Here is a 21,413-nt window from a genome sequence, read left to right as displayed (position 1 = left end):
GAATCGGCGATATGCGCCGAATTGTGCGGCAAAAGGACCGCCTTGGGTATCGCGTGGGCTGCGTCGCGTTCAGTGATAACCCGCGTCGGCCTGCACCTTGCCGCGGAACACCCGGTACGACCACGCGGTGTAGCCCAGGATCAGCGGCAGCAGGACCACCAGCCCGCCCAGCACGAACATCTGCGACGACGGCGGCGATGCCGCTTCCCAGATGCTCAGCGACGGCGGCACGATGTTCGGCCAGATGCCCAGCACAAGGCCCGCGAATCCCAGCACGAAGAACGCCAGCGTCAGCAGGAACGGGCGCGCATCGCGACCCTCGCGCATCGCCGCCCGCCAAAGCCAGAGCACGTTGAGCAGCGCCAACAGCGGCACCGGCGAGAGCCACCAGAAGTTCCCGCCCTCGAACCAGCGCGCCATGATCCGTGAATCGAGGAACGGCAGCCAGGCGCTGACCAGCCCCATGAAGGCGGCCACAACCAGCACCAAGGGCCGGGTCAGCGTGCGCGCGATCGACTGCAGCCGGCCCTCTGTCTTGAGGATCAGCCAACTGCTGCCCAGCAATGCGTAGCCAAACACCACCGCCACGCCGGTCAGCATCGAGAACGGGCTGAACCAGTCGAGCGCGCCGCCGGCGTACTTGCCGGCCTCCAGCGGCATGCCCTCGACCAGCGCGCCGAGGATCACCCCTTGCGCAAACGCAGCCAGCAGCGAGCCGAGTGCGAACGCCGCCCCCCAGAACCGCTTGCCGCGCCGGGCCTTGAAGCGGAACTCGAACGCCACCCCGCGGAACACCAGGGCGATCAGCATCAGCAGCACCGGCAGGTACAGCGCCGAGAGCACGATCGCGTAGGCACGCGGGAACGCCGCCAGCAGCCCCGCGCCGCCCAGCACCAGCCAGGTCTCGTTGCCGTCCCAGATCGGGGCGGCGGTGCTCATCATGTGGTCGAGCTGCGCCTCGTCCTCGGCGAACGGCGCCAGTACCCCCAGCCCCAACACGAAGCCATCGAGCAGCACATACATCAACACGCCGAAGCCGATCACGCCGAACCAGACCACCGGCAGCACGGTCGCAAGCTCCATCAGTCCTCCCCCACCGGGCCGTCCGCCGCCGAGATCGGCCGCATCGGCGTGCGCTCGCCGGCATCGCGATCCGGCCCGTCGTCGAACGGCTGCGGCCCCTTGCGGATCATCTTCAGGATGTAGCCGCCGCCCGCGCCGAACACCACTGCGTAGGCAATCGCGAACGCCGACAGCGACACGATGACGCTGGCACGATCGATGTCGCTGACCGCCTCACTGGTACGCATCAACCCCTGGATCACCCACGGCTGGCGGCCGATCTCGACCACGAACCAGCCCGCCAGCACCGCGACGAAACCGCTGGGCGCCATCAATCGCCAGGCATCGAGCAGCCAGCGCGAGCGCCGCAGGGTGCGCCGACGCCATGCCCACAGCGACACCGCCGTCAGCGCCAGCATCGCCATGCCGATGCCCACCATGACCCGGAAGGCATAGAACACCGGCGCTACCGGCGGCCGGTCTTCGGGCGGCACGGCGGTCAGCGGCGCGATGGTCCCATCCCAGCTGTGGGTCAGGATCACGCTGCCCAGGCGCGGGATGGCGATCTCGTAGTCGTTGCGCTCTTCGTCGACGTTGGGCACCGCGAACAGCACCAGCGGCACGCCCGCCCCGGACGCGCCCTCATGCCAATGCGCCTCCATCGCCGCGAGCTTCACCGGCTGGACCTCGCCCGTCTTCAGGCCATGCAGGTCGCCGGCCACGATCTGCAGCGGCACGGTGATCGCAGCGAACACGATCGAGAGCTTCAACATCCGCGTGCCCGCCTCGACATGCTCGCCGCGGCGCAGATACCACGCCGCGACGCCGCCGACGACGAAGCAGGTGGTGATGAAGGCCGCCAGCACCATGTGCGCCAGGCGGTACGGGAACGAGGGATTGAAGATGACCGCCATCCAGTCGGCGGGATGGAAGACCCCGTCGACGAGGTCGTAGCCGGCCGGCGTATGCAGCCAACTGTTGGCCGACAGGATCCAGAACGTCGAGATCAGCGTGCCCACGGCCACCAGGCAGGTCGCCAGGAAATGCAGCCGCTCCGAGACCCGCCCCCAGCCGAACAGCATCACGCCCAGGAAGCTCGCTTCCAGGAAGAACGCAGTCAGCACCTCGTAGCTGAGCAGTGGCCCGAGGATGCTGCCGGCCGCGATGCTCAGCGCCGACCAGTTGGTGCCGAACTGGAAGCTCATGACGATGCCCGACACCACCCCCATGCCGAACGACACTGCGAAGATCCGCAGCCAGAAGAAATACAGATCCCGCCATACCGCCTCGCGCGTGCGCAGCCAGCGCCACTCCAGGAACGCCAGCCAGCTCGACAGGCCGATCGTGAAGGCGGGAAACAGCACATGGAAGGAGATCACGAATCCGAACTGGATCCGAGACAGCAGCAGCGTGTCCAACGCCGACGCTCCTTGCAACGGTCGGTCCATGAGTGTGCGCGACCTGCCGTGAAACCGGGATGCGGCCGATCGTCGCCCCGAGCGACGGGCATGCAGCTTCGTCCGGCGCCTGCCCACGCTTCGCGCGCGTTCGCTGTTCGGCGCCATGCCCAGGCCGACATTGGGTTGCCGCCCAGATTGAGCGACCGGCGCAATCGGGCCAGGCTGGCCGCGGCGAGCGGGCCGACGCACGACCACGCTGCGTTCGCCCCGCAGGAGAGAACGCCCGTGTCCGACCTGTCCGTCAATGCCTCCGCTCCGGGTCTCGATCCGGCGGCATCCTCCCAAGACTGGGACGCCGACAAGGCCGAGATCATCGCCTCGCTGCCACCGTGGGGCGGTGCCCGAGGAGGTCGGCGACCTCATCCGGATCGCCGATGGTGCGAACGCGCAGCGCAGGACGATGGACGTCATCACCGACGGCGGCAAGTTCAAGAGGTTGGATAAGGATCAGGACCTGTCGGTGGACGACATCGAGTCCAGCGCGCACCCCGGCGCCGGCGGTGACGGCTGGCTGCAGGTCACCACCCAGCAGGGCGATCACTACGCGATACCCGAAGCGAAGGCGCCGGGCGCATACGCGGTGGCCGAGCACCACGACCTGAATCTGGCATCGGGCAGCGAACGCATCGACGAGCGAACATCTTCACGTCGCGGGCGAAGAGCAAGGCGATCAATCGCGAGCAGTACGACTGGTTCCACCAACTGGCCAACGATGGCGTCGCGAAGGGCGACTGGGCGGTCAAGTACGACTGGGTGCGCACCACGCTGGCCGATTTCAAGGATGCCAAAGAGACCGTCGGGAACTACTGGGACCTCCGGGACGCGAAGTGGGGAGGCCGCAAGAGCCCGGAGGACGTGAGCATCTTCGAGCATCGCCGATCCGAGTTCGGTGAGTTCCGCAGTCGCTGGGAGGACAACCGGCAGCCCACCACCTATATCTCGTATCTCGACGCCGACAAGCATAAGGAAGACATGAAGCGCGCCAAGGACGCGGCCTGATCCGGCGCTGCGCGCCCGCGCACAGGCACCATGACCTTCGCCAGAGCGGTCATGGGGCGCGCGCCGGTACACTGCGGCCTCCTTTCCGCTCCACGGATCGCTGCCGATGCGTCGTCTGCCGCTGTACTGGGTGCTCGCCTGCGCCTTCGCCACCCCGCTCGCTGCCGCGCAACCCGCGCAGCCGCTGACCCTGGACCGGATCATGGCCGATCCGGACTGGATCGGCGCGCCGGTCGAATCGGCCTGGTGGAGCTGGGACGGCAGCCGCGCCTACTACACCGCCAAGCGCGAAGGCAGCAACGTGCGCGACACCTGGGTGCAGCCGCTTGCCGGCGGCGCCTCGGTGCCGGTGGACGATGCGACGCGTGCCGACATCGACGGGCGCGATCCGCTCCTCGATGCGACCCGCACGCGCATGGCCTTCGTCCGCAATGGCGATCTGTTCGTGCGCGACCTGCGCACCGGCCAGCTGAGCCAGATCACCCGCACCGAAGCGACCGAGACGCAGGCGCAGTGGACCACCGGCGGCGGCCTCGTGTGGCGGTCGGGCGACGACTGGTACGGCTGGGACCCGCAACGCGGCACCGCGCAGCTGACCAGCCTCAAGGCCGAGGCCGACCCGGCCAAGCCGCCGCCGGCCGACGCCTTGCGCGAGCGGCAGTTGCGCATGATCGAGACCCTGCGCACCGAGCGCGAGCGCCGCGACGGCCTGCGCGCACAGAACGAGCGCTGGCGCCAGGCCGATGCCACGCGCGCGCCCGGCCCGGTGTATCTGGGCAAGGACGTCAGCATCGCCGGCAGTGCGCTGTCCCCGACCGGCGATCGACTGATCGTGGTCACCGCGCCCAAGGACGGCGACGAAGGCCGCGACGGCAAGATGCCCAAGTACGTCACCGAATCGGGCTACGAGGAATTCGAGGACGTGCGCACCCGCGTGGGTCGCAACGACCCGCTGCCGCACCGGCTGTGGCTGGTGGAACTGGCCACCGGGCGCGTGCGCGAGCTCGAGACCGGCACGCTGCCGGGCATCGGCACCGATCCGCTCGCCGATCTGCGCCGGGCCGCCGGCAAGGACCCGCTGCAGGGCAACCGCCCGGTGCGCCTGGAAATCGATGGCCGCGGCGGCGGCGGCGGCGCGATCCGCTGGAGCGACGACGGCCGCAACGTCGCGCTGTCGATCCATTCGGTCGACAACAAGGACCGCTGGCTGGCGACCGTCGACCTGGAGAACGCGACGCTGCGCAGCCGCCACCGGCTGACCGACCCGGCGTGGATCAACTGGGATTTCAACGAGTTCGGCTGGCTGCCCGACCACCGCACGCTGTGGTTCCTGTCCGAGGAATCGGGCTACTCGCATCTCTACCTGCACGACGGCACGCGCCAGCGTGCGCTGACCTCCGGCCGCTGGGAGGTCTCCTCGCCGGTGATGTCGCATGACGGCAGCCGCTTCTACTTCCTGTGCAACCAGCAGTGGCCGGGCCGTTACGAGGTCTGCATGTCCGGCGACGGCGGCGTGCGCGAGATCACCGCCACCGGCGGTATCGAGGACTTCGTGCTCTCGCCCGACGAGACCCGCCTGCTGCTGCGCACCTCGTCGAGCTACCTGCCGCCGCAACTGGCGGTCGCCGACGTCAACGACGGCGCGGTGCAGGTGCTCACCGACACCCGCACCGCCGAGTTCAAGGCCCATGACTGGCTGCAGCCGCAGTACGTGCAGGTCCCGTCCAAGCACGGCGCCGGCACGGTCTGGGGCAAGTTCTACGGTCCGAAGGACTACGATCCGGGCCGCAAGTATCCGGTGGTGCTGTTCGTGCACGGGGCCGGCTACCTGCAGAACGTCAGCGACCGCTACCCGAACTACTTCCGCGAGCAGATGTTCCACAACATGCTCGTGCAGCAGGGCTACCTGGTCCTCGACCTCGACTTCCGCGCTTCGGCCGGCTACGGCCGCGACTGGCGCACCGCGATCTACCGGCAGATGGGCCACCCGGAGCTGGAGGACTATCTCGACGGCATCGACTGGCTGGTCGAGCACCGCCAGGCCGACCGCGATCGCGTGGGCATCTACGGCGGCAGCTACGGCGGCTTCATGACATTCATGGCGCTGATGCGCGAACCGGGCCGCTTCAAGGCCGGCGCGGCGCTGCGCCCGGTCGCCGACTGGTCGCAGTACAACCATGACTACACCGCCAACATCCTCAACACGCCCGAGATCGATCCGGAGGCGTACCTCAAGTCCTCGCCGATCGAGTACGCCGACCGCCTGCAGGACCATCTGCTGATCGCCCACGGCATGATCGACGACAACGTGTTCTACAAGGACTCGGTGATGATGGCCCAGCGCCTGATCGAGCTGCGCAAGGACAAGTGGGAACTGGCGAGCTACCCGCTCGAGCGGCACGCCTACCAGCACCCGGCCTCGTGGTACGACCAGTACCGCCGCATCTACGAGCTGTTCGAACGCACGCTCAAGTGACATCCGCGCCGCTGCCGGCGGTCGAACTGCTGCGACCGGCGCCGTGGAAACGGCTGGCACTGCTGGCCGTGTCGCTGGCGCTGGTCGGGCTGGCGGTCGCGGTGGGCGGCCGCCAGCCCGCGGTCGCCTGGGCCCTGGGCGGGGTGTTCGGGGCCTGCGCGTTGCTGGCGCTGGCCGGCCTGCTGCCCGGCGCCCACCATCTGCGGCTCGACCGCGACGGGCTCGAAGTGCGTGCGCTGTTCAGGACCACGCGCCTGGCCTGGACCGACATCGCCCGATTCGGCACCACACGGGTCGGCCTGCACCCGGTCGTCGGGCTGGACTTCGCCGCGCACGTCGATCGCGGCGCGCGGCTGCGGCGGGTCAACCGCGGCCTGAGCGGCTTCCATGGCGCCCTGCCCGATACCTATGGCCTGGGCGCCGAGGCGCTCGCGGCCCGGCTGCAGCAGTGGCACCGGGCCTACTTGCCGGCCGGTGGGGATTGACCCGGATCAATGCCGACCGGGGCGACGCACCTACAATGTTCCGGATGAACGACACTTTCGAAACGGTCCGGGACTACCTCACCGGGCTGCAGGACCGCATCTGCGCCGCGATCGAGCAGGCCGACGGCCAGGCCCGGTTCGCCGAGGACCTGTGGCAACGCGCCGAAGGCGGTGGCGGCAGGACCCGCGTGCTGCGCGATGGCGCGGTGTTCGAGCAGGCGGGCATCGGCTTCTCGGACGTCAGCGGCACCCGGCTGCCGCCCTCGGCCAGCACCCACCGGCCGGAACTGGCCGGCGCGTCGTGGCGTGCCACCGGCGTGTCGCTGGTGTTCCACCCGCGTAATCCGCACCTGCCCACGACCCACGCCAACGTGCGCCACTTCCGCGCGATGCGCGACGGCGAAGTGGTGGCCTGGTGGTTCGGTGGCGGGTTCGACCTGACCCCGTTCTACCCGGTCGACGAGGACATCGCGCACTGGCACCGGACTGCGCGGGCGCTGTGCGAGCCGTTCGGCGGACAGGCGCGCTACGAGGCCCACAAGCGCTGGTGCGACCAGTACTTCTTTCTCGGGCACCGCGCCGAGACGCGTGGCGTGGGCGGGCTGTTCTTCGACGACCAGCACGGCGATTTCGAGCACGAGTTCGCCTATATGCGGGCCGTCGGCGACGGCTTTCTCGATGCGTATCTGCCGATCGTCGCGCGACGCCGCGACACCCCGTACGGCGAGCGCGAGCGGGAGTTCCAGCTCTATCGCCGCGGCCGCTACGTCGAGTTCAACCTGGTCTACGATCGCGGCACGCTGTTCGGGCTGCAGTCGGGCGGACGCGCCGAATCGATCCTGATGAGCCTGCCGCCGCGCGTGCGCTGGGAGTACGGCTACACGCCCGAGGCCGACAGCGCGGAGGCGCGGCTGGCCGACTACCTGCGCCCGCGCGACTGGCTTGCCGAACTGGCCTGATCCCATGGCGGCTGCAGCCCTCGACATCGCCCATCCCGACGTGGTGCCCGATTGCCTGCGCCAGCTCTACGGCGACGACAGCGTCCTGGCCTTCGACAAGCCCGCCGGGCTGCTGTCGGTGCCCGGCCGTGGGCCGGACAAGCAGGACAGCATGGCCACCCGCGCCCGCGCGCAATGGCCCGACGCCCGGGTCGTGCACCGGCTGGACATGGCGACCTCCGGCCTGATGCTGCTGGCCCGCGGCGCAGACGCCCAGCGCGCGCTGGGCGCGGCGTTCGAGCGACGGCGGGTCGAAAAGCGCTACATCGCGGTCGTCGACGGCTGGCCGGCCGAGGAGGCCGGCGAGATCGACCTGCCGCTGCTGGTCGACTGGCCGGAGCGGCCCAGGCAGAAGATCGATCCGGTCGACGGCAAGCCTGCGCTGACGCGCTGGCGGGTGCTGCGCCGCGAAACCGCCGCCGACGGCGCGCCGGTCGCCCGCGTGGCGCTGATGCCGGTGACCGGCCGCAGCCACCAGTTGCGCGTTCATCTGCAGGCGATCGGCCATCCGATCCTGGGCGATCCGCTGTACGCGCCCGAGCCTGCACAGCGCCGCGCCCCGCGTCTGCTGCTGCACGCCGAATCGCTCGAACTGCCCCACCCCGCCACCGGCGCACCGCTGCGCCTGCATTGCCCGACGCCGTTCTAGAAGAACAGGGGTGATCGAGGATTGCACCGGATTGAAAGACCGCTGCGTCCAGCGCATTGCGAACCGCTATCTCCGCGAGCGACGGACATGAACGGGGGTCTTCGCCAAAATCAGGAATATCTTCTTCTAATCGCGCGATCTGCAGTTCTCTCCGGAGCGCGCGTCGCGCAGGCCGGGGACTGCTCCCCGGCTCGGTCAGCCCGCTCCGCGGTCCGGCCCGGCGAAGCACGCCGGTCGTTCGTGCGGGCTGCGCGGCGTGCCGCGCAAGCAGCCCACTCTCACCCATGGCTGACTCGCCGCCGCGGACCATCCATGGCCCGCTATCGCAATCCCCGACCCGCACGACGCACTGAGGCTGACAGTGCTCGACTTCTTCCAGCGGGCGACACCGCGCCTACCGAAGTCCAGTTGCAATCGTCCGCAGCAGCGGCCTGCCAGCCGGTGGCCGCGCCGAGCGCGCCATGTGTGAGCCCGCTCTGCCTGCGCGGCATGCCGCGCGAGCGGGCGAACGCCCGGCGCGCTGCGCCGGGCCGGACCGATCCGCGCAGCGGAGCGCGCGCGCCCGAGTCAAGGCAGGGTGAGCATGGATGGCGTGCGCGGCATTGCCGCGCATCCAGGTGAACGCCACGCGTGCTTCGCGTGGCCGGACCGCGAAGCGGCCTTGACCGAGGGAAGAGCGGCTTCCGGCTGGCAGGCCGCTGCCCATCCGGAGTAAAGCGGTCGAACACGGCAGACGGACATAAAAAAGCCCCGTAGGCAGGGGGGGCCTACGGGGCTCGGGAACCGGGCTCGGGGAGAAGCCTGTTGGTTCCGGTCGATCACTCCAGGGGAAGGGAGAGATCTGCGACAGACCTTGCATCTGTCGCGAGTATGAGACCACCCGACGCATTGATGGTTCGTGAAGGCGACATTCAATTTTCGGGCAAATTCAGGCTGCATTTACCCCGCCCAATCGCGCAGTTCGCGGGGGTATCGCGGCGCGCGCGGGCAGACCCTCACCACAGCGCCCGCCCGACCTGCCGCGACGTCAGTGCGCCTGGTCCCAGTTGTCGCCGACCCCGCAATCCACCACCAGCGGCACCCGCAGTTCGGCGGCCCCGGTCATCCTCGGCACCACGCCGGCCAGCAAGGACTCGACGAAGTCCGCATCGGCCTCGAACACCAGTTCGTCGTGCACCTGCAAAATCATCTTGGCCTGCGCGGCATGGCCCGCCAGCCAGTCGTCGACGGCGACCATCGCGCGCTTGATGATGTCGGCCGCGGTGCCCTGCATCGGCGCGTTGATCGCGGCGCGCTCGGCGCCCGCGCGCTGCGAGGCGTTACCGCGCTGGATGAAGTCCAGCGTCAGGCGGCGCCCGAACACCGTCTCGACGAAGCCGGTCTCGCGCGCCTGCTGGCGGGTTCGCTCCATGAAGTCGCGCACGCCCGGATAGCGCGAGAAGTACAGCGCGATGTAGTCCTGGGCCTCGCCGCGGCCGACGCCGAGATTGCGCGCCAGGCCGAACGCGCTCATGCCGTACATCAGCCCGAAGTTGATCGCCTTGGCGGCGCGGCGCTCGTTCGCGGTGACCTGGTCGAGCGGCCGGCCGAAGACCTCGGCCGCGGTCGCGCGGTGCACGTCGACCCCGGTCTCGAACGCGCCGATCAGGCCCGGATCCTCGGACAGGTGCGCCATGATCCGCAGCTCGATCTGCGAGTAGTCGCACGCGACCAGCCGGCGACCCGCCGGTGCGACGAAAGCACGGCGGATGCGGCGGCCGTCGTCGGTCCGGATCGGAATGTTCTGCAGGTTGGGATCGGAGGACGACAACCGTCCGGTCGCCGCACCGGCCTGGTGGTAGCTGGTGTGCACACGGCCGGTGTCGGGATTGATCATCTCCGGCAACTTGTCGACATAGGTGCCGCGCAACTTGGCCAGGCTGCGGTACTCGAGGATCACCCGCGGCAGCTCGTGCTGATCGGCGATCGCCGCCAGGGCCTCTTCGTTGGCGCTGGGCTGGCCCTTGGGCGTCTTGACGACGGCCGGCAACCCCAGTTCCTCGAACAGCAGCGCGCAGACCTGTTTGGGCGAGTCGAGATTGAACGTGCGCCCGGCCAGTTCGGTCGCCTTCTGCTGCGCGGCGAGCATGCGCTTGGACAGGTCCGCGCTCTGCTGGCGCAGTTCGTCGACGTCGATGCACACGCCGTTGGCCTCGATCCGGGCCAGCACCGGCACCAGCGGCATCTCGATCTCGCGATACACCCGCGCCAGGCCCGGCTCGGCCTCGACCCGCGGCTTGAGCACCCGATGCAGACGCAGCGTGATGTCGGCATCCTCGGCGGCGTAGCGGGTCGCATCGTCGATGGCGACCTGCGAGAACGAGATCTGCTTGGCGCCCTTGCCGGCGACGTCCTCGAAGCGGATCGTATCCATGCCCAGATGCCGCTTGGCCAGCGAGTCCATGTCGTGCCGGGCAATGCCGGCATCGAGCACAAAGCTCTCGAGCAGGGTGTCGTCCGCGTAGCCGCGCAGCGCGACCCCGTGCCGGCGCAGCACATGCAGGTCGTATTTGCCGTGCTGGCCCAGCTTGCGCCGCGTCGGGTCCTCGAGCACGGGCCGCAATGCCTCGAGCACCTGGCTGCGATCGAGCTGGGCGGGCGCGCCCGGATAGTCGTGCCCGAGCGGAATGTAGGCCGCCCGACCCGGCTCGACCGCCACGCTCAAGCCCACCAGGTTGGAGCGCATCGCATCGAGCGCGTCGGTCTCGGTGTCGAACGCGAACTCCTCGGCAACGCGCAACTGGGCGATCCAGGCCTCGAGACGCTCGGTCGTGAGCACGGTCTCGTACTCGCCCGGCGCCGACAGTGCCGGGTCGACCTCGACTGGAGGCGCCGGCGCGGTCGTCGCGGCGGCTGCGGCCGGACCGCCGCCTTCGAGCTCGCGCAGCGCCTGGGTGAAGCCGTAGCGAGCATAGAGCCCACGCAGCGCATCGGCGGCGGGTTGGCGCAACACGAGGGTCTGGGGACCACCGTCGAGCGGCACGTCGGTGCGGATCGTCGCCAGCGTGCGACTGAGCGGCAACTGGTCCAGCACCTCGCGCAGGTTCTCGCCGATCTTGCCCTTGATGTTGCCCGCGGCCGCGATCACGCCGTCGAGCGACTCGTACTCGGCCAGCCATTTGGCCGCGGTCTTCGGCCCGCACTTGGGCACGCCGGGGATGTTGTCGATGCTGTCGCCCATCAGCGCGAGCATGTCGACGATCTGGTCGGGGCGGACGCCGAACTTGTCATGCACCGCCGCCTCGCTGTCCATGCGGCTGCCGCTCATGGTGTTGACCAGCGTGATGCCCGGGCGCACCAGCTGCGCGAAGTCCTTGTCGCCGGTCGAAATCGTGGTCGCGATGCCGGCCTCGGCGGCCTGCACGGCGAGTGTGCCGATCACATCGTCCGCTTCGACGCCGGGCACGCGCAGGATCGGGAAGCCCAGCGCCTCGACGATGTCGCACATCGGATCGACCTGCGCGCGCAGGTCATCGGGCATCGGTGGGCGGTTGGCCTTGTAGGCGGCATAGAGATCGTCGCGGAAGGTGCGCCCCGGCGCATCGACCACGAAGGCCGCGTAGTCGGGCGCCTCCTTGAGCGTGGCGCGCAGCATGTTGACCACGCCAAACAGCGCGCCGGTCGGCTCGCCATCGGCATTGGACAGCGGCGGGAGCGCGTGGAAGGCGCGGTACAGGTACGAGGACCCGTCGATCAGAATCAGCCGTTTCGTCATCCGCAGATTCTACGGCGTCGACCGTGGGCGCCGCGTTCGACCCCATCCGCCGGGCCGGGGCGTTCACCCTCCAGACCCCGCCGGGTGCACCGACATGACGGAATCCGAACGCTGTGTCGCGATAATCGCCCCCTGCCAAGGGGGTCTGGATGTCCATCGCCTGCCATGGCCGGCCTGCGGGGCGGCCGCTCGCCCAACGTGCGCCGCGGCCGGAGGCCGCGCGGTGAGCACGTCCGATCGCGAGGGACCGCCGACGGCGGACTGGCCCGCCCGCGACGCCTGCCGCAACTGCGGCGCGGCCCGCGGTGGCGCGCCGTATTGCGGCCAGTGCGGCCAGAAGGCCGCCCATCGCCTGGGCCTGGGCGACCTGCGCCAGGAGACCTGGCAGAAGTGGCGCCTGTTCGAGTGGTCGGTCGCACGCACCGCCGGGCGCCTGCTGCTGCGTCCGGGCACCGTCGCCCGCGAATACGTCGAGGGCGCACGCAGCCGCCACGTGCATCCACTCAAGCTGCTGCTGGTGAGCGTGGCACTGTTGCTGCTGGTGCTCGACACCACGGGCTTCCTGCGCGCGGGCGACCAGACCTACCTGGGCGCGATGGCGATGATGCAGCACTACGCCAACTGGACGTTCACCCTGGGCATCTTCGCCGTCGTCGCCAGCTCGCTGCTGGTGTTCGGGCGTCGCCGCTACAACGCCGTCGAACATCTGGTGCTGGCAGCCTATGCGTACGCGGTGATCATCGGCCTGAATCTGGTCAACCAACTGCCGCTGCTGGTCATCCGCGACCCGGCGCTGGTGCTGCCCTGGCGCGAGGCCGCCAAGTGGTACATGTACGCGGTCAAGGTCGTCGTGCTGGCGCTCGCATTCCACCAGTTCTTCGAGCTCGATCTGCGCCGCGATGCCTGGCGCCTGGCCCTGGCGCTGGCGGTGTTCGTCGCCGTCGACTGGCTACTGCGCCGCGCCTACGTCCACGCCATCGTCGCGCTGCTGTACGCGCGCGCCGCCTGATCTTCCCCGACCGACTGCCAGAGGAAAGGCCCATGTCCCGACGCCCCCTGCACCGCCTGGTCCGCCCGTTGCCGGCCGCCTTGCCGCTGGCCTTGCTGCTCGCCGCCTGCGGCGAGCGCGCTGCGGCGCCCGCCGCACCCACCGCCGCGTCCGGCACAGCAGCGCCCAGCCGCGCCGAACTCGTCGAACAGCTCGCCTCGACGCTGCAGGCCTGCTCCTACGGCGGCCGCCCCGAACGTCTGGACCCGACGACGCTGACCGGCACGCCGCCGGCCGATTGCCGCAGCATGGTCGAACGCGTCATGGGCTATACCGGCCTGCCGCAGAACTTCGTGGTCACCGAAGGCCCGGTCGCCAACGCCGCGGCGGTGATCCTGCTCGACGAACAGCGGGTCCCGCAGCGGGTGATCGCCTTCAACCGCGATTTTCTCGGCGAGGTCCGTGCAGCGACCAACGGCAACCCCTGGGCGCCGGTGAGCATCATGGCGCACGAGATCGGCCACCACCTGTCCGGGCACACGATCACCGGCACCGGCAGCCAGCCGCCGATCGAACTGGAGGCCGACAAGTTCAGCGGCTTCGTGCTGCAGCGCATGGGCGCCAGCCTCGCCGATGCCAAGAGCGCGATGCAGTCGCTCGGCGCCGATCACGTGACCGCGACCCATCCGGCCCGCAACGGCCGGCTGGCGGCGATCCAGGACGGCTGGATGGAGGCCTGCACCCAGGCCGGGCAGACCGGCTGCCAGGCCGGTGCGGGGACCGGCACTGCGCCGCCGCAGGCGCCACCCCCGGCCCGCAGCGCCACCGTCCACCTGCCTGCGCCATCGGCGACAACAATCCCGCTCAAGTACGGCCGTTTCGTCGTCGACGAGACCGGGCGGCTCGACCCCGGGCTGCTCAAGGGCCTGGAGGCCACGCTTTACGACCTGGCACAGAAGCAGGGCATCGAGCTGGCGCTGCTGGTCGTCGACGACCTGCACGGCATGAGTGCGCAGGACTACGCCTGGACGATGCTGCGCCAGCTGCGCATCGGCAAGCTGGACCTGGGCAATGGCGGCGTGTTCGTGGTTGCGCCCAACCAGGGCACCTCGGCGGTCGCCTACGCGCCCGGCGTGGCCAAGCAACTCGAGTTCGGCAATCCGCCCAAGCAGTTCGACAGTTGGACGGCCGAGACCTGGCAGCGTTACTGCCTGGACGACGACGGCTGCGGCATCTCGACCCGGAGCCTGCTCAACATCGTCGAATCCCAGGTCCGGGTGCTGACCAGCAGCGGCCGGACCTTCCGGATCCGCTTCAACGACATCCAGGAGATCGTCGACTACACCGCCGAGCGTCAGGCCGAGCGCGCGGCCGGACGGCCGTGGGACGACGACCGCGACCAGACCATCGGCGCACTGGTGCGCTTCAGCGCAACGGTCAAGGAACTGCAGCCGGCACCGGCGCAGTTCAAGGTCAACGAGGCGATCCTCAAGGATGGCCGCTGGCGCGCCCTGGTAGTGGAAACCGAAGAAGGCAACGAGGTCACGCTGTACATGCAGCCGCAGACCGAGCAGCTGATGCCCGGTGGCCGGCTGGAGGCCGGACGGCGTTACACCTTCGTCGGCGAACTGACCACGCCCGGCCAATTCCACAGCGGCGCGGGCGTGCAGCAGGGCAATACGCAGCTGTGGCTCTTCAGCTACGACCCCTTGCAGTAGCCCGCTGGTGCGCGCACGGCGGTTGCACGCCGTGCGCGCATAATGGCGGTCCGCCCGCTGGAGATCCGCCATGTCCGCCTCTCGTACTGCTGTGCTCGCGATCGCGTTGCTGGGGTTGTCCGCCTGTGTCAGTCCGGGCGCATCGCTGCCCGACGGCATCCCGGCCGATGCCGAGCAGGTGACCCGGACCGAATCCAACGGCGACCGCATCACCGAGTTCCGCGTCGCCGGTCAGTTGCGCGCGGTGCAGGTGGTGCCCTCGCGCGGCCCGGCGTACTTCCTCTACGACCGCGACGGTGACGGCAGCATCGACAGCGACCGCGACGACGTCCCGCAGACCTACTTCAAGCTGTTCGGCTGGTAAGCCTGCGATGGGCGATGCGCTGCAGGTCGCGCTGGTCGGGTACGGCCTTGCCGGCCAGGTGTTCCACGCGCCGCTGATCGCCGCCACATCCGGCCTGCGGTTGCACACCGTGGTCTCGCGCGACCCGGCGCGCGTGCACGCCGACCATCCCGATGCGCGCGTGTGCACCGATCCGCACGAGGCATTCGCCGACCCGGCGATCGACCTGGTCGTGCTGGCCTCGCCCAACGTCACGCATGCCCCCTTGGCGATCGCCGCGCTCGCCGCCGGCCGTCACGTCGTGATCGACAAACCGATGGCGGTCGATCTGGCCGAGGCGCGGACCGTCGCCGAGGCGGCACGCGCGTCCGGTCGTGTGCTCAGCGTGTTCCACAACCGACGCTGGGATGCCGACTTCCTCGCGCTGCGCGCACTCGTCGCGGCGGGCACGCTCGGTCGCATCGCCGAGGTCCATTCGCATTTCGACCGCTTCCGGCCCGACGTGCCCGACCGCTGGCGCGACCGTGCCGGGCCAGGCGCGGGGCTTTGGCTCGATCTGGGGCCCCATCTGATCGACCAGGCCCTGCAGCTGTTCGGCCTGCCCGACGCGGTGCAGGCCGATATCGCGCTGCAGCGCACCGATGCGCAGGTCGACGACTGGTTCCATGTCGTGCTGCGCTACGGTCAGATGCGCGTCGTGCTGCACGCCGGCGCGCTGGTGCCGGGCGCCGGCCTGCGCTTCGCGGTGCACGGCACCGGCGGCAGTTGGTTCAAGCACGGGCTGGACCCGCAGGAAGCCGCGTTACGTGCCGGCCAGTGTCCGGGCGGGCCGGACTGGGGCATCGACCCCACGCCCGGCCGCCTGCTGCGCGTCGGCGAAGACGGCGCCGTCCACGAAGCGCCCTCGCCCACGCCGGCCGGCGACTATCGCCATTACTACGCCGGCCTGCGTGCGGCGATCGCAGACGGCGCCCCCCCGCCGGTTGCACCGGACGAGGCGCTCGATGTCATGCGGGTGCTGCAGGCCGGCATCGACAGCGCCGCGCGCGGGCAGGTCGTGGCGCTGTAGCGACGGCGCGCTGGCTGCGGCGCGAGGCCGCGAGTCGTCGTGCACGGGGTGATCGTATCTACGGCTGAACATGCGCACGGCGCCCCGGTCTGCGAGGCGTCGTGCGTGCAGCAGCGGCCGGTTACTTGTGCAGCAGTTCGTCCACCAGCGGATCGGCGCCGTACACCGACTTCAGCGCCTCGACGATCGCGCCGCTGTGGACCGACACCGTGCGGTTGCGCGTCGGGTCGTACCAGAAGCTGCCGCCGAGCGAGTGGATATTGCCGTCGAACGCCAGGCCGACGACCTGCGCATCGCGGTTGATGATCGGGCTGCCGGAGTTGCCGCCGATGATGTCGTTGGTGCTGACGAAGTTGAAGCGCGTGTCGCCGGCGATCCGGGCCTGCGCGTCCAGCCAGCGCTGCGGCAACGCGTACGGCGCCGCCCCGGTGTTGCGGGCGAACACACCGGCCATCGTCGTGAACGGCGTGATCGCCTTGCCGTTCTCTTCCCAACCGGCGATATCGCCGTACGACAGCCGCAGCGTGAACGTCGCATCCGGATAGACAGTGGTACCGAGCTTGTCGAAGCGCACCTTGGCGATCTGCGTGGCCGCACGCGACTCGATCGCACCCACCTCCGCTTCCTGGCGCTGGCGCACCGCGCGCGCCGGCGCATCGACTGCGCGTGCGAGCCGGATGAAGGGATCGTCGGACGCCGCGATCGCCGCGGCGCCGCCCGTCCACAACCGCTCACGTTCGGCGACATCGGCCAGCGTCGAGCCTTCGACCAGGGCTTGGGCCACCTGCGCCGGCGAACGGCTCCCGAGTACCGACTTGACCAGCGGGTCGTCGGTGCCGAGCAGTTCGCGCAGCTTGGTCAGCGACCAAGTGAGTTTGGCGGTCTCGAACGCCGGGTAGACCGGCGCCGCGCTCAGCAGCGTCTGGCGCAGGCGTCCCTGGCCGGCGTCCTGGAACTCCGGCAGCCGCGCGTCGTTGGGCTTGGCGCGCTCGTCGGCGCCACGCACTAGCGTGCGTGCGATCGAGAACAGCCGCGAATCGAACCCTCGTCCCTGTTCGAGCAGCATGTAGGGCACGGCGATCTGGCGCGCGGTGGCCTGCGCGGCCTCGACCTCGCGCCAGGGCGCATCATCGACGCCTTCGCGCAGGCGCGCTTCCTCAGCGCGCTTGGCGGCGAACACCTGCGGGTCGAGCAGCGCCTGCAACTGCCCCCGGTAAACCTTGTAGCTGTTGTCGGTGAAGGTCAGATCCGACTGCGCCTGGCGCGCGGCTTCTTCGTCGAGCCGGCCATACTCGCCGAGCATCGCGCGGCGCTCGGCCAACCAAAGCAGGGTGTTGATCAGGCTGACATCGCGCACCGTCTCCAACTGGGCAACGGTGAGCTGGCGCTGGGTGCGGCCCGGATGGCCGGTGACCATCACCAGTTCGCCAGCTTGCGCGCCTTCGGGCTTGAGCGTGAAGTGATGCTCGACCGTCGCCGGCTTGCCATCCTCGTAAGCGCGCAGCAGCGCAGCGTCGAGGTTGTAGCGCGGGAAATTGAAGTTGTCCGGGTCACCGCCGAAGAACCCGACCGCGTACTCGGGCGAGAACGCCAACCGCACATCCGAATAGCGGTGGTAGCGGTAGAGGTGCTGCTGGCCGCCGTTGTAGAGCTCCACGACATCGCAGCGCGTGGTATCGGCGGCGTCGCCGACGCATTCCGATTCGATCCGTGCCTTCTCGGCGTTGCGCGCGTCGACATAGGCCTGGCCCTGCTTGCCCTCGGCGGCCGTGGCCACGCGCGCGCTGACGTCGGTGATCGCGCGCAGCACGTTGAGCTCCTCGGCCGGGCATTGCAGCTCGTCGCCGCGGGCGTTGGCGACGAAGCCCGCGTTCTGCAGATCGCGCTGCGGCGACGACAGGCCCTGCACACAGCCGACCACGCAATGGGCGTTGGTCAGTACCAGGCCGTCGGGCGAGACGAACGAACCCGAACAACCGCCGGCCAGGCGTACGGACGATTGCATCGCGTGGTCGACCCAGGCCTGGTCGGGCGAGAAACCGTACTGCGCCTTGAGCGCATCGCGCGGCAGATTGTCGAGCGTCCACATGCCTTCTGCGGCCTGGCCGGCCACCGGCAAGGCCAGTGCAACGAGAACGGCGGCACGCGTCCGCGACAGCAGCCGCGGCGACGATGGGGTCTGGGGCGCCATGGGCGACTCTCCGGGTTGAGGTGGCCTCGCGGGCCGGGCCCGTACAGCCTAGAGCCCGCCGTGTCTGCGGCGCGAGACCCGGAGGTCATGGCCGGGCGCGGAAGTTTGCGGGTCCGGCACCTTCACGTACGATGCGGCGAGCGGATGCCGCGCTGCATCCGTCGCGTCCCGAGCGAGAGTCCGCATGAGCCGATCCGAACGTCGCCGCCCGGCCCCGCCTGATCCGGCCACCCTGCGCCAGGATCTGACGCCCGAGCAGGCCGCTGCGATCGCGACCCTCGAGGCGCTGGGCTGGGAACTGCGCTTCGTGCGCCGGCCCTTGTTCCGGGAACCGGTCCCGGTCGTGTTCGAGAAGGCCGGGGGGCGCTGGCTGGTGGTCGAAGGCGACGGGCAGCTCAACGAGTCGCCGGGGTTCGCGCTGCGCGAGTAGCAGCCCGTGCGTCGGCACCGCCCGCGCAGGCACAGCGGCTCAGGTCATCGCACGATCAGCACCGGCAGCTCGCTGCGCGCCACAACCGCCTGGGTCTGGCTGCCGAGCAACAGCCGGCCCAGCCCCCGGCGTCCGTGGGAGGCCATGACCACCACGTCGATGCCGCGCGCCTGCGCGGTTTCGAGGATCGCATCGGCCGGCGGCTGCTCGGCCACGAACAGCGTCGTGGCCTCGACCCCATGCCGCGATGCGGCCTGCTTCGCGGCGGCGAGCACGTCGTCGGCACGGGCCTGGGCCGCGGCGCGGTAGTCCTTGAGGAACTCATCGAAGCCGACCAGCCCGCTGGGATCGGTCAGCGCGGTGTTCCATGGCTCGGAGACGGTGACGATGGTCAGCGACGCACCGAGGCCTGCGGCGAGCGTGGCCGCGTGCTCGACACCGCGCGCGGCGAGTTCCGATCCATCGGTGGCGACAAGGATGTTGCGGTACATGGCCTGCTCCCGGGAATGACGAGGGTCGTCTCGACTATACCCCCCGCGCCCGACCGGGCCGACGCGGCCGAACGTCGCAACCCGTGCTCCCTGAGGCGGTGCGCTACGCCGGCTGCAGATTCGCGTAAGCCATCACCAGCCACTTGCTGCCGACCTCGTCGAAGTTGACCTGCACGCGCGCATGCGCGCCGTCGCCCTCGATATCGGTCACGGTACCGGCACCAAACTTCGCATGCGTCACGTTCTGGCCCAGGCGCACGCCGACCGACGGCGCCAGGCTGGCGTGGCCGTAGTCGGGGCGCTGCCGCTGCGGGAACGTCGCGCGCGTCGCCTGCACCTTCGGCCGCACTTCGTGCAGCAGCGCCGGCGGGATCTCGCGCAGGAAGCGCGACGGCACGCCGAACATGTCCTGGCCGTGCAGGCGGCGCGCCTCGGCGTAGGTCAGCACCAGCTTCTGCCGCGCGCGGGTGATGCCCACGTACGCCAGCCGGCGCTCCTCCTCCAGCCGGCCGCTCTCCTCGGCGGTGCGGGCGCTGGGAAACAGCCCTTCCTCCAGGCCGACCAGGAACACCAGCGGGAACTCCAGACCCTTGGCACTGTGCAACGTCATCAGCTGCACGCCATCCTCGCCGGCCTGCGCCTGGCCTTCCCCAGCTTCAAGCGCGGCATAGGCCAGAAACGCAACGAGTTCGGTGAGCTGGGCGCTCTCTTCGTCGTCTCCGCGCACGAAGCGCGAGGCGACCGAGACCAGTTCGTCGAGGTTCTCGACCCGCGAATCGGCACTGCCCTTCGACTCGTTGGCGTAATGCACGCGCAGGTTGGAGCGCGCGAGCACGTGATCGATCTTGTCCTTGAGCGACAACTCGGCGACCTCGCCGGCCAGCGCGTCGATCAGCTGGGCGAAGCCGGCCAGCGCATTGCGGGCGCGGCCCGCCAGACCGCCGCCCTGGGCGCAGCGCAGCGCCGATTCCCACAACGGGATCGCATGTTCGCGTGCCTGCCGGCGCACCTCGTCGAGCGTGCGCTCGCCGATGCCGCGCGGCGGCGTGTTGACCGCACGCTCGAACGCGGCGTCGTCGTCGCGATTGGCGATCAGGCGCAGGTAGGCCAGCGTGTCCTTGATCTCGGCGCGTTCGAAGAAGCGCACGCCGCCGTAGACGCGATAGGGCACCTGCTCGGCGACCAGTTGCTCTTCCATCGCGCGCGACTGCGCATTGCTGCGGTAGAGCACGGCGATGTCGCCGTGGCTGCCACCGTCGCGGACCCACTGCAACGCGCGCTCGACCACGTAGCGCGCCTCGTCGATCTCGTTGTAGGCCGCGTAGAGGTCGATCGGATCGCCCTCGCCGCTGTCGGTCCACAGCTGCTTGCCGAGCCGGTCGGGGTTGTGCGCGATGACCGCGTTGGCCGCGCCCAGGATGTTGGCGCTGGAGCGGTAGTTCTGTTCGAGCCGGATCGTCTGCGCGCCCGGGTAATCGCGCAGGAAGCGCTGCACGTTCTCGACCTTCGCGCCGCGCCAGCCATAGATCGCCTGGTCGTCGTCGCCGACGATGAACACCTTGCCGGTGTCGCCCGCGAGCACGCGCACGAATGCGTATTGGATCGCGTTGGTGTCCTGGAACTCGTCGACCAGCAGATGGCCGAAGCGCTGGCGGTAGTGCGCGAGCAATGCCGGCGTATCGCGCAGCAGCTCGTGCGCGCGCAACAGGATCTCGGCAAAGTCGACCAGGCCGGCACGGTCGCAGCGCTCCTGGTAGAGCGCGTAGGCCTTGAGCATCACGCCCGACCACTCGTCGCCGCCATCCTGGATGTGCTGCGGCCGCTTGCCTTCGTCCTTCTGCGCGTTGATCCACCAGGCGATCTGCCGCGGCGGAAAGCGCGCGTCGTCGAGCTCGAGCTGCTGGACCACACGCTTGACCAGCCGCAGTTGGTCGTCGCTGTCGAGGATCTGGAAGCCCTCGGGCAGCTTCGCATCCTGCCAGTGCAGGCGCAGCAGGCGGTGCGCCAGGCCGTGGAACGTGCCGATCCACATGCCGCGCGCGCCATTGCGCAACTGCGCGTCCACGCGGTGGCGCATCTCGGCCGCGGCCTTGTTGGTGAAGGTCACGGCGAACACGCCGTACGCCGGCACCCCGACAACTTCGTTGAGCCAGGCGATCCGGTGCGTCAGCACGCGGGTCTTGCCGCTGCCGGCGCCGGCCAGGACGAGATAGTGCGAATCGGGCGCCGAAACAGCTTGGCGCTGGGCTGCGTTCAGCCCATCGAGCAGGTGCGAGACATCCATCCCCGCATTCTACGCC

The 21,413-nt window shown here is 69.8% G+C and carries 17 protein-coding genes; 10 read left to right on the top strand and 7 right to left on the bottom strand.

Annotation, left to right across the window (positions count from 1 at the left end):
* Positions 1–69 precede the first annotated feature (69 nt).
* From cydB to ABE487_RS05390, 3 genes are all read right to left on the bottom strand, one after another.
* A complete protein-coding gene (gene cydB / locus ABE487_RS05400; RefSeq protein WP_346444254.1) occupies positions 70–1,083 on the bottom strand; it encodes a cytochrome d ubiquinol oxidase subunit II in 1,014 nt (337 codons plus the stop codon).
* Positions 1,083–2,480: a cytochrome ubiquinol oxidase subunit I gene (locus ABE487_RS05395; protein WP_346452177.1), complete on the bottom strand. Its 1,398-nt coding sequence runs from the start codon at positions 2,478–2,480 to the stop codon at positions 1,083–1,085. Before ABE487_RS05395 ends, cydB begins: the two co-directional genes overlap by 1 nt.
* Positions 2,481–2,832: 352 nt before the next feature.
* On the bottom strand, positions 2,833–3,063 hold the full coding sequence (locus ABE487_RS05390) for a hypothetical protein (RefSeq protein ID WP_346452176.1): 231 nt from the start codon (positions 3,061–3,063) through the stop codon (positions 2,833–2,835).
* A gap of 212 nt (positions 3,064–3,275) precedes the next feature.
* Between ABE487_RS05390 and ABE487_RS05385 the strand changes: the two genes are divergently transcribed.
* The 5 genes from ABE487_RS05385 (at position 3,276) to ABE487_RS05365 (ending at position 8,129) form a co-directional block, all read left to right on the top strand.
* Positions 3,276–3,521 (top strand): hypothetical protein, encoded by a 246-nt coding sequence (locus tag ABE487_RS05385; protein WP_346452175.1) that lies wholly within the window; start codon positions 3,276–3,278, stop codon positions 3,519–3,521.
* Positions 3,522–3,627: 106 nt separating this feature from the next.
* Complete coding sequence (locus ABE487_RS05380) at positions 3,628–5,997, top strand: S9 family peptidase (RefSeq protein WP_346452174.1); 2,370 nt, start codon at positions 3,628–3,630, stop codon at positions 5,995–5,997.
* A complete protein-coding gene (locus ABE487_RS05375) occupies positions 5,994–6,482 on the top strand; it encodes a PH domain-containing protein (RefSeq protein ID WP_346452173.1) in 489 nt (162 codons plus the stop codon). The genes ABE487_RS05380 and ABE487_RS05375 overlap by 4 nt, the downstream gene beginning before the upstream one ends.
* A 44-nt stretch (positions 6,483–6,526) precedes the next feature.
* A complete protein-coding gene (hemF, locus tag ABE487_RS05370; RefSeq protein ID WP_346444248.1) occupies positions 6,527–7,441 on the top strand; it encodes an oxygen-dependent coproporphyrinogen oxidase in 915 nt (304 codons plus the stop codon).
* A gap of 4 nt (positions 7,442–7,445) precedes the next feature.
* Positions 7,446–8,129: an RluA family pseudouridine synthase gene (locus ABE487_RS05365; RefSeq protein WP_346444247.1), complete on the top strand. Its 684-nt coding sequence runs from the start codon at positions 7,446–7,448 to the stop codon at positions 8,127–8,129.
* A gap of 1,027 nt (positions 8,130–9,156) precedes the next feature.
* Here the strand turns inward: ABE487_RS05365 and polA are convergent.
* Positions 9,157–11,883: a DNA polymerase I gene (polA, locus tag ABE487_RS05360; RefSeq protein WP_346444246.1), complete on the bottom strand. Its 2,727-nt coding sequence runs from the start codon at positions 11,881–11,883 to the stop codon at positions 9,157–9,159.
* Between the two features lie 223 nt (positions 11,884–12,106).
* Here polA and ABE487_RS05355 point away from each other — a divergent pair, with 223 nt between their 5' ends.
* The 4 genes from ABE487_RS05355 (at position 12,107) to ABE487_RS05340 (ending at position 16,001) form a co-directional block, all read left to right on the top strand.
* On the top strand, positions 12,107–12,892 hold the full coding sequence (locus ABE487_RS05355) for a DUF3667 domain-containing protein (RefSeq protein ID WP_346447178.1): 786 nt from the start codon (positions 12,107–12,109) through the stop codon (positions 12,890–12,892).
* A gap of 32 nt (positions 12,893–12,924) precedes the next feature.
* Positions 12,925–14,589 (top strand): TPM domain-containing protein, encoded by a 1,665-nt coding sequence (locus ABE487_RS05350; RefSeq protein ID WP_346452172.1) that lies wholly within the window; start codon positions 12,925–12,927, stop codon positions 14,587–14,589.
* Between the two features lie 70 nt (positions 14,590–14,659).
* Positions 14,660–14,953 carry a DUF2782 domain-containing protein gene (locus ABE487_RS05345; RefSeq protein ID WP_346444243.1) on the top strand — a complete coding sequence of 98 codons (294 nt, stop codon included), beginning with the start codon at positions 14,660–14,662 and terminating at the stop codon, positions 14,951–14,953.
* A gap of 7 nt (positions 14,954–14,960) precedes the next feature.
* Complete coding sequence (locus ABE487_RS05340; protein ID WP_346452171.1) at positions 14,961–16,001, top strand: oxidoreductase; 1,041 nt, start codon at positions 14,961–14,963, stop codon at positions 15,999–16,001.
* 121 nt (positions 16,002–16,122) lie between these two features.
* Here the strand turns inward: ABE487_RS05340 and ABE487_RS05335 are convergent, their stop codons facing one another.
* Positions 16,123–18,192, bottom strand: coding sequence for a S46 family peptidase (locus tag ABE487_RS05335; protein ID WP_346452170.1), 2,070 nt, complete (start codon positions 18,190–18,192; stop codon positions 16,123–16,125).
* Positions 18,193–18,376: 184 nt separating this feature from the next.
* Here ABE487_RS05335 and ABE487_RS05330 point away from each other — a divergent pair, with 184 nt between their 5' ends.
* Positions 18,377–18,622, top strand: a complete 246-nt coding sequence (locus tag ABE487_RS05330; protein ID WP_346444240.1) for a hypothetical protein — start codon at positions 18,377–18,379, stop codon at positions 18,620–18,622.
* Between the two features lie 44 nt (positions 18,623–18,666).
* Here the strand turns inward: ABE487_RS05330 and ABE487_RS05325 are convergent, their stop codons facing one another.
* Complete coding sequence (locus tag ABE487_RS05325; RefSeq protein WP_346444239.1) at positions 18,667–19,113, bottom strand: universal stress protein; 447 nt, start codon at positions 19,111–19,113, stop codon at positions 18,667–18,669.
* Between the two features lie 103 nt (positions 19,114–19,216).
* Complete coding sequence (gene uvrD, locus ABE487_RS05320) at positions 19,217–21,397, bottom strand: DNA helicase II (protein ID WP_346452169.1); 2,181 nt, start codon at positions 21,395–21,397, stop codon at positions 19,217–19,219.
* Positions 21,398–21,413: the final 16 nt, after the last annotated feature.

Origin of the sequence: Luteimonas sp. TWI596 (genome assembly GCF_039674105.1) — a bacterium.
Classification (GTDB): domain Bacteria; phylum Pseudomonadota; class Gammaproteobacteria; order Xanthomonadales; family Xanthomonadaceae; genus Luteimonas.
This window is presented reverse-complemented; position numbering and strand designations above follow the sequence as displayed.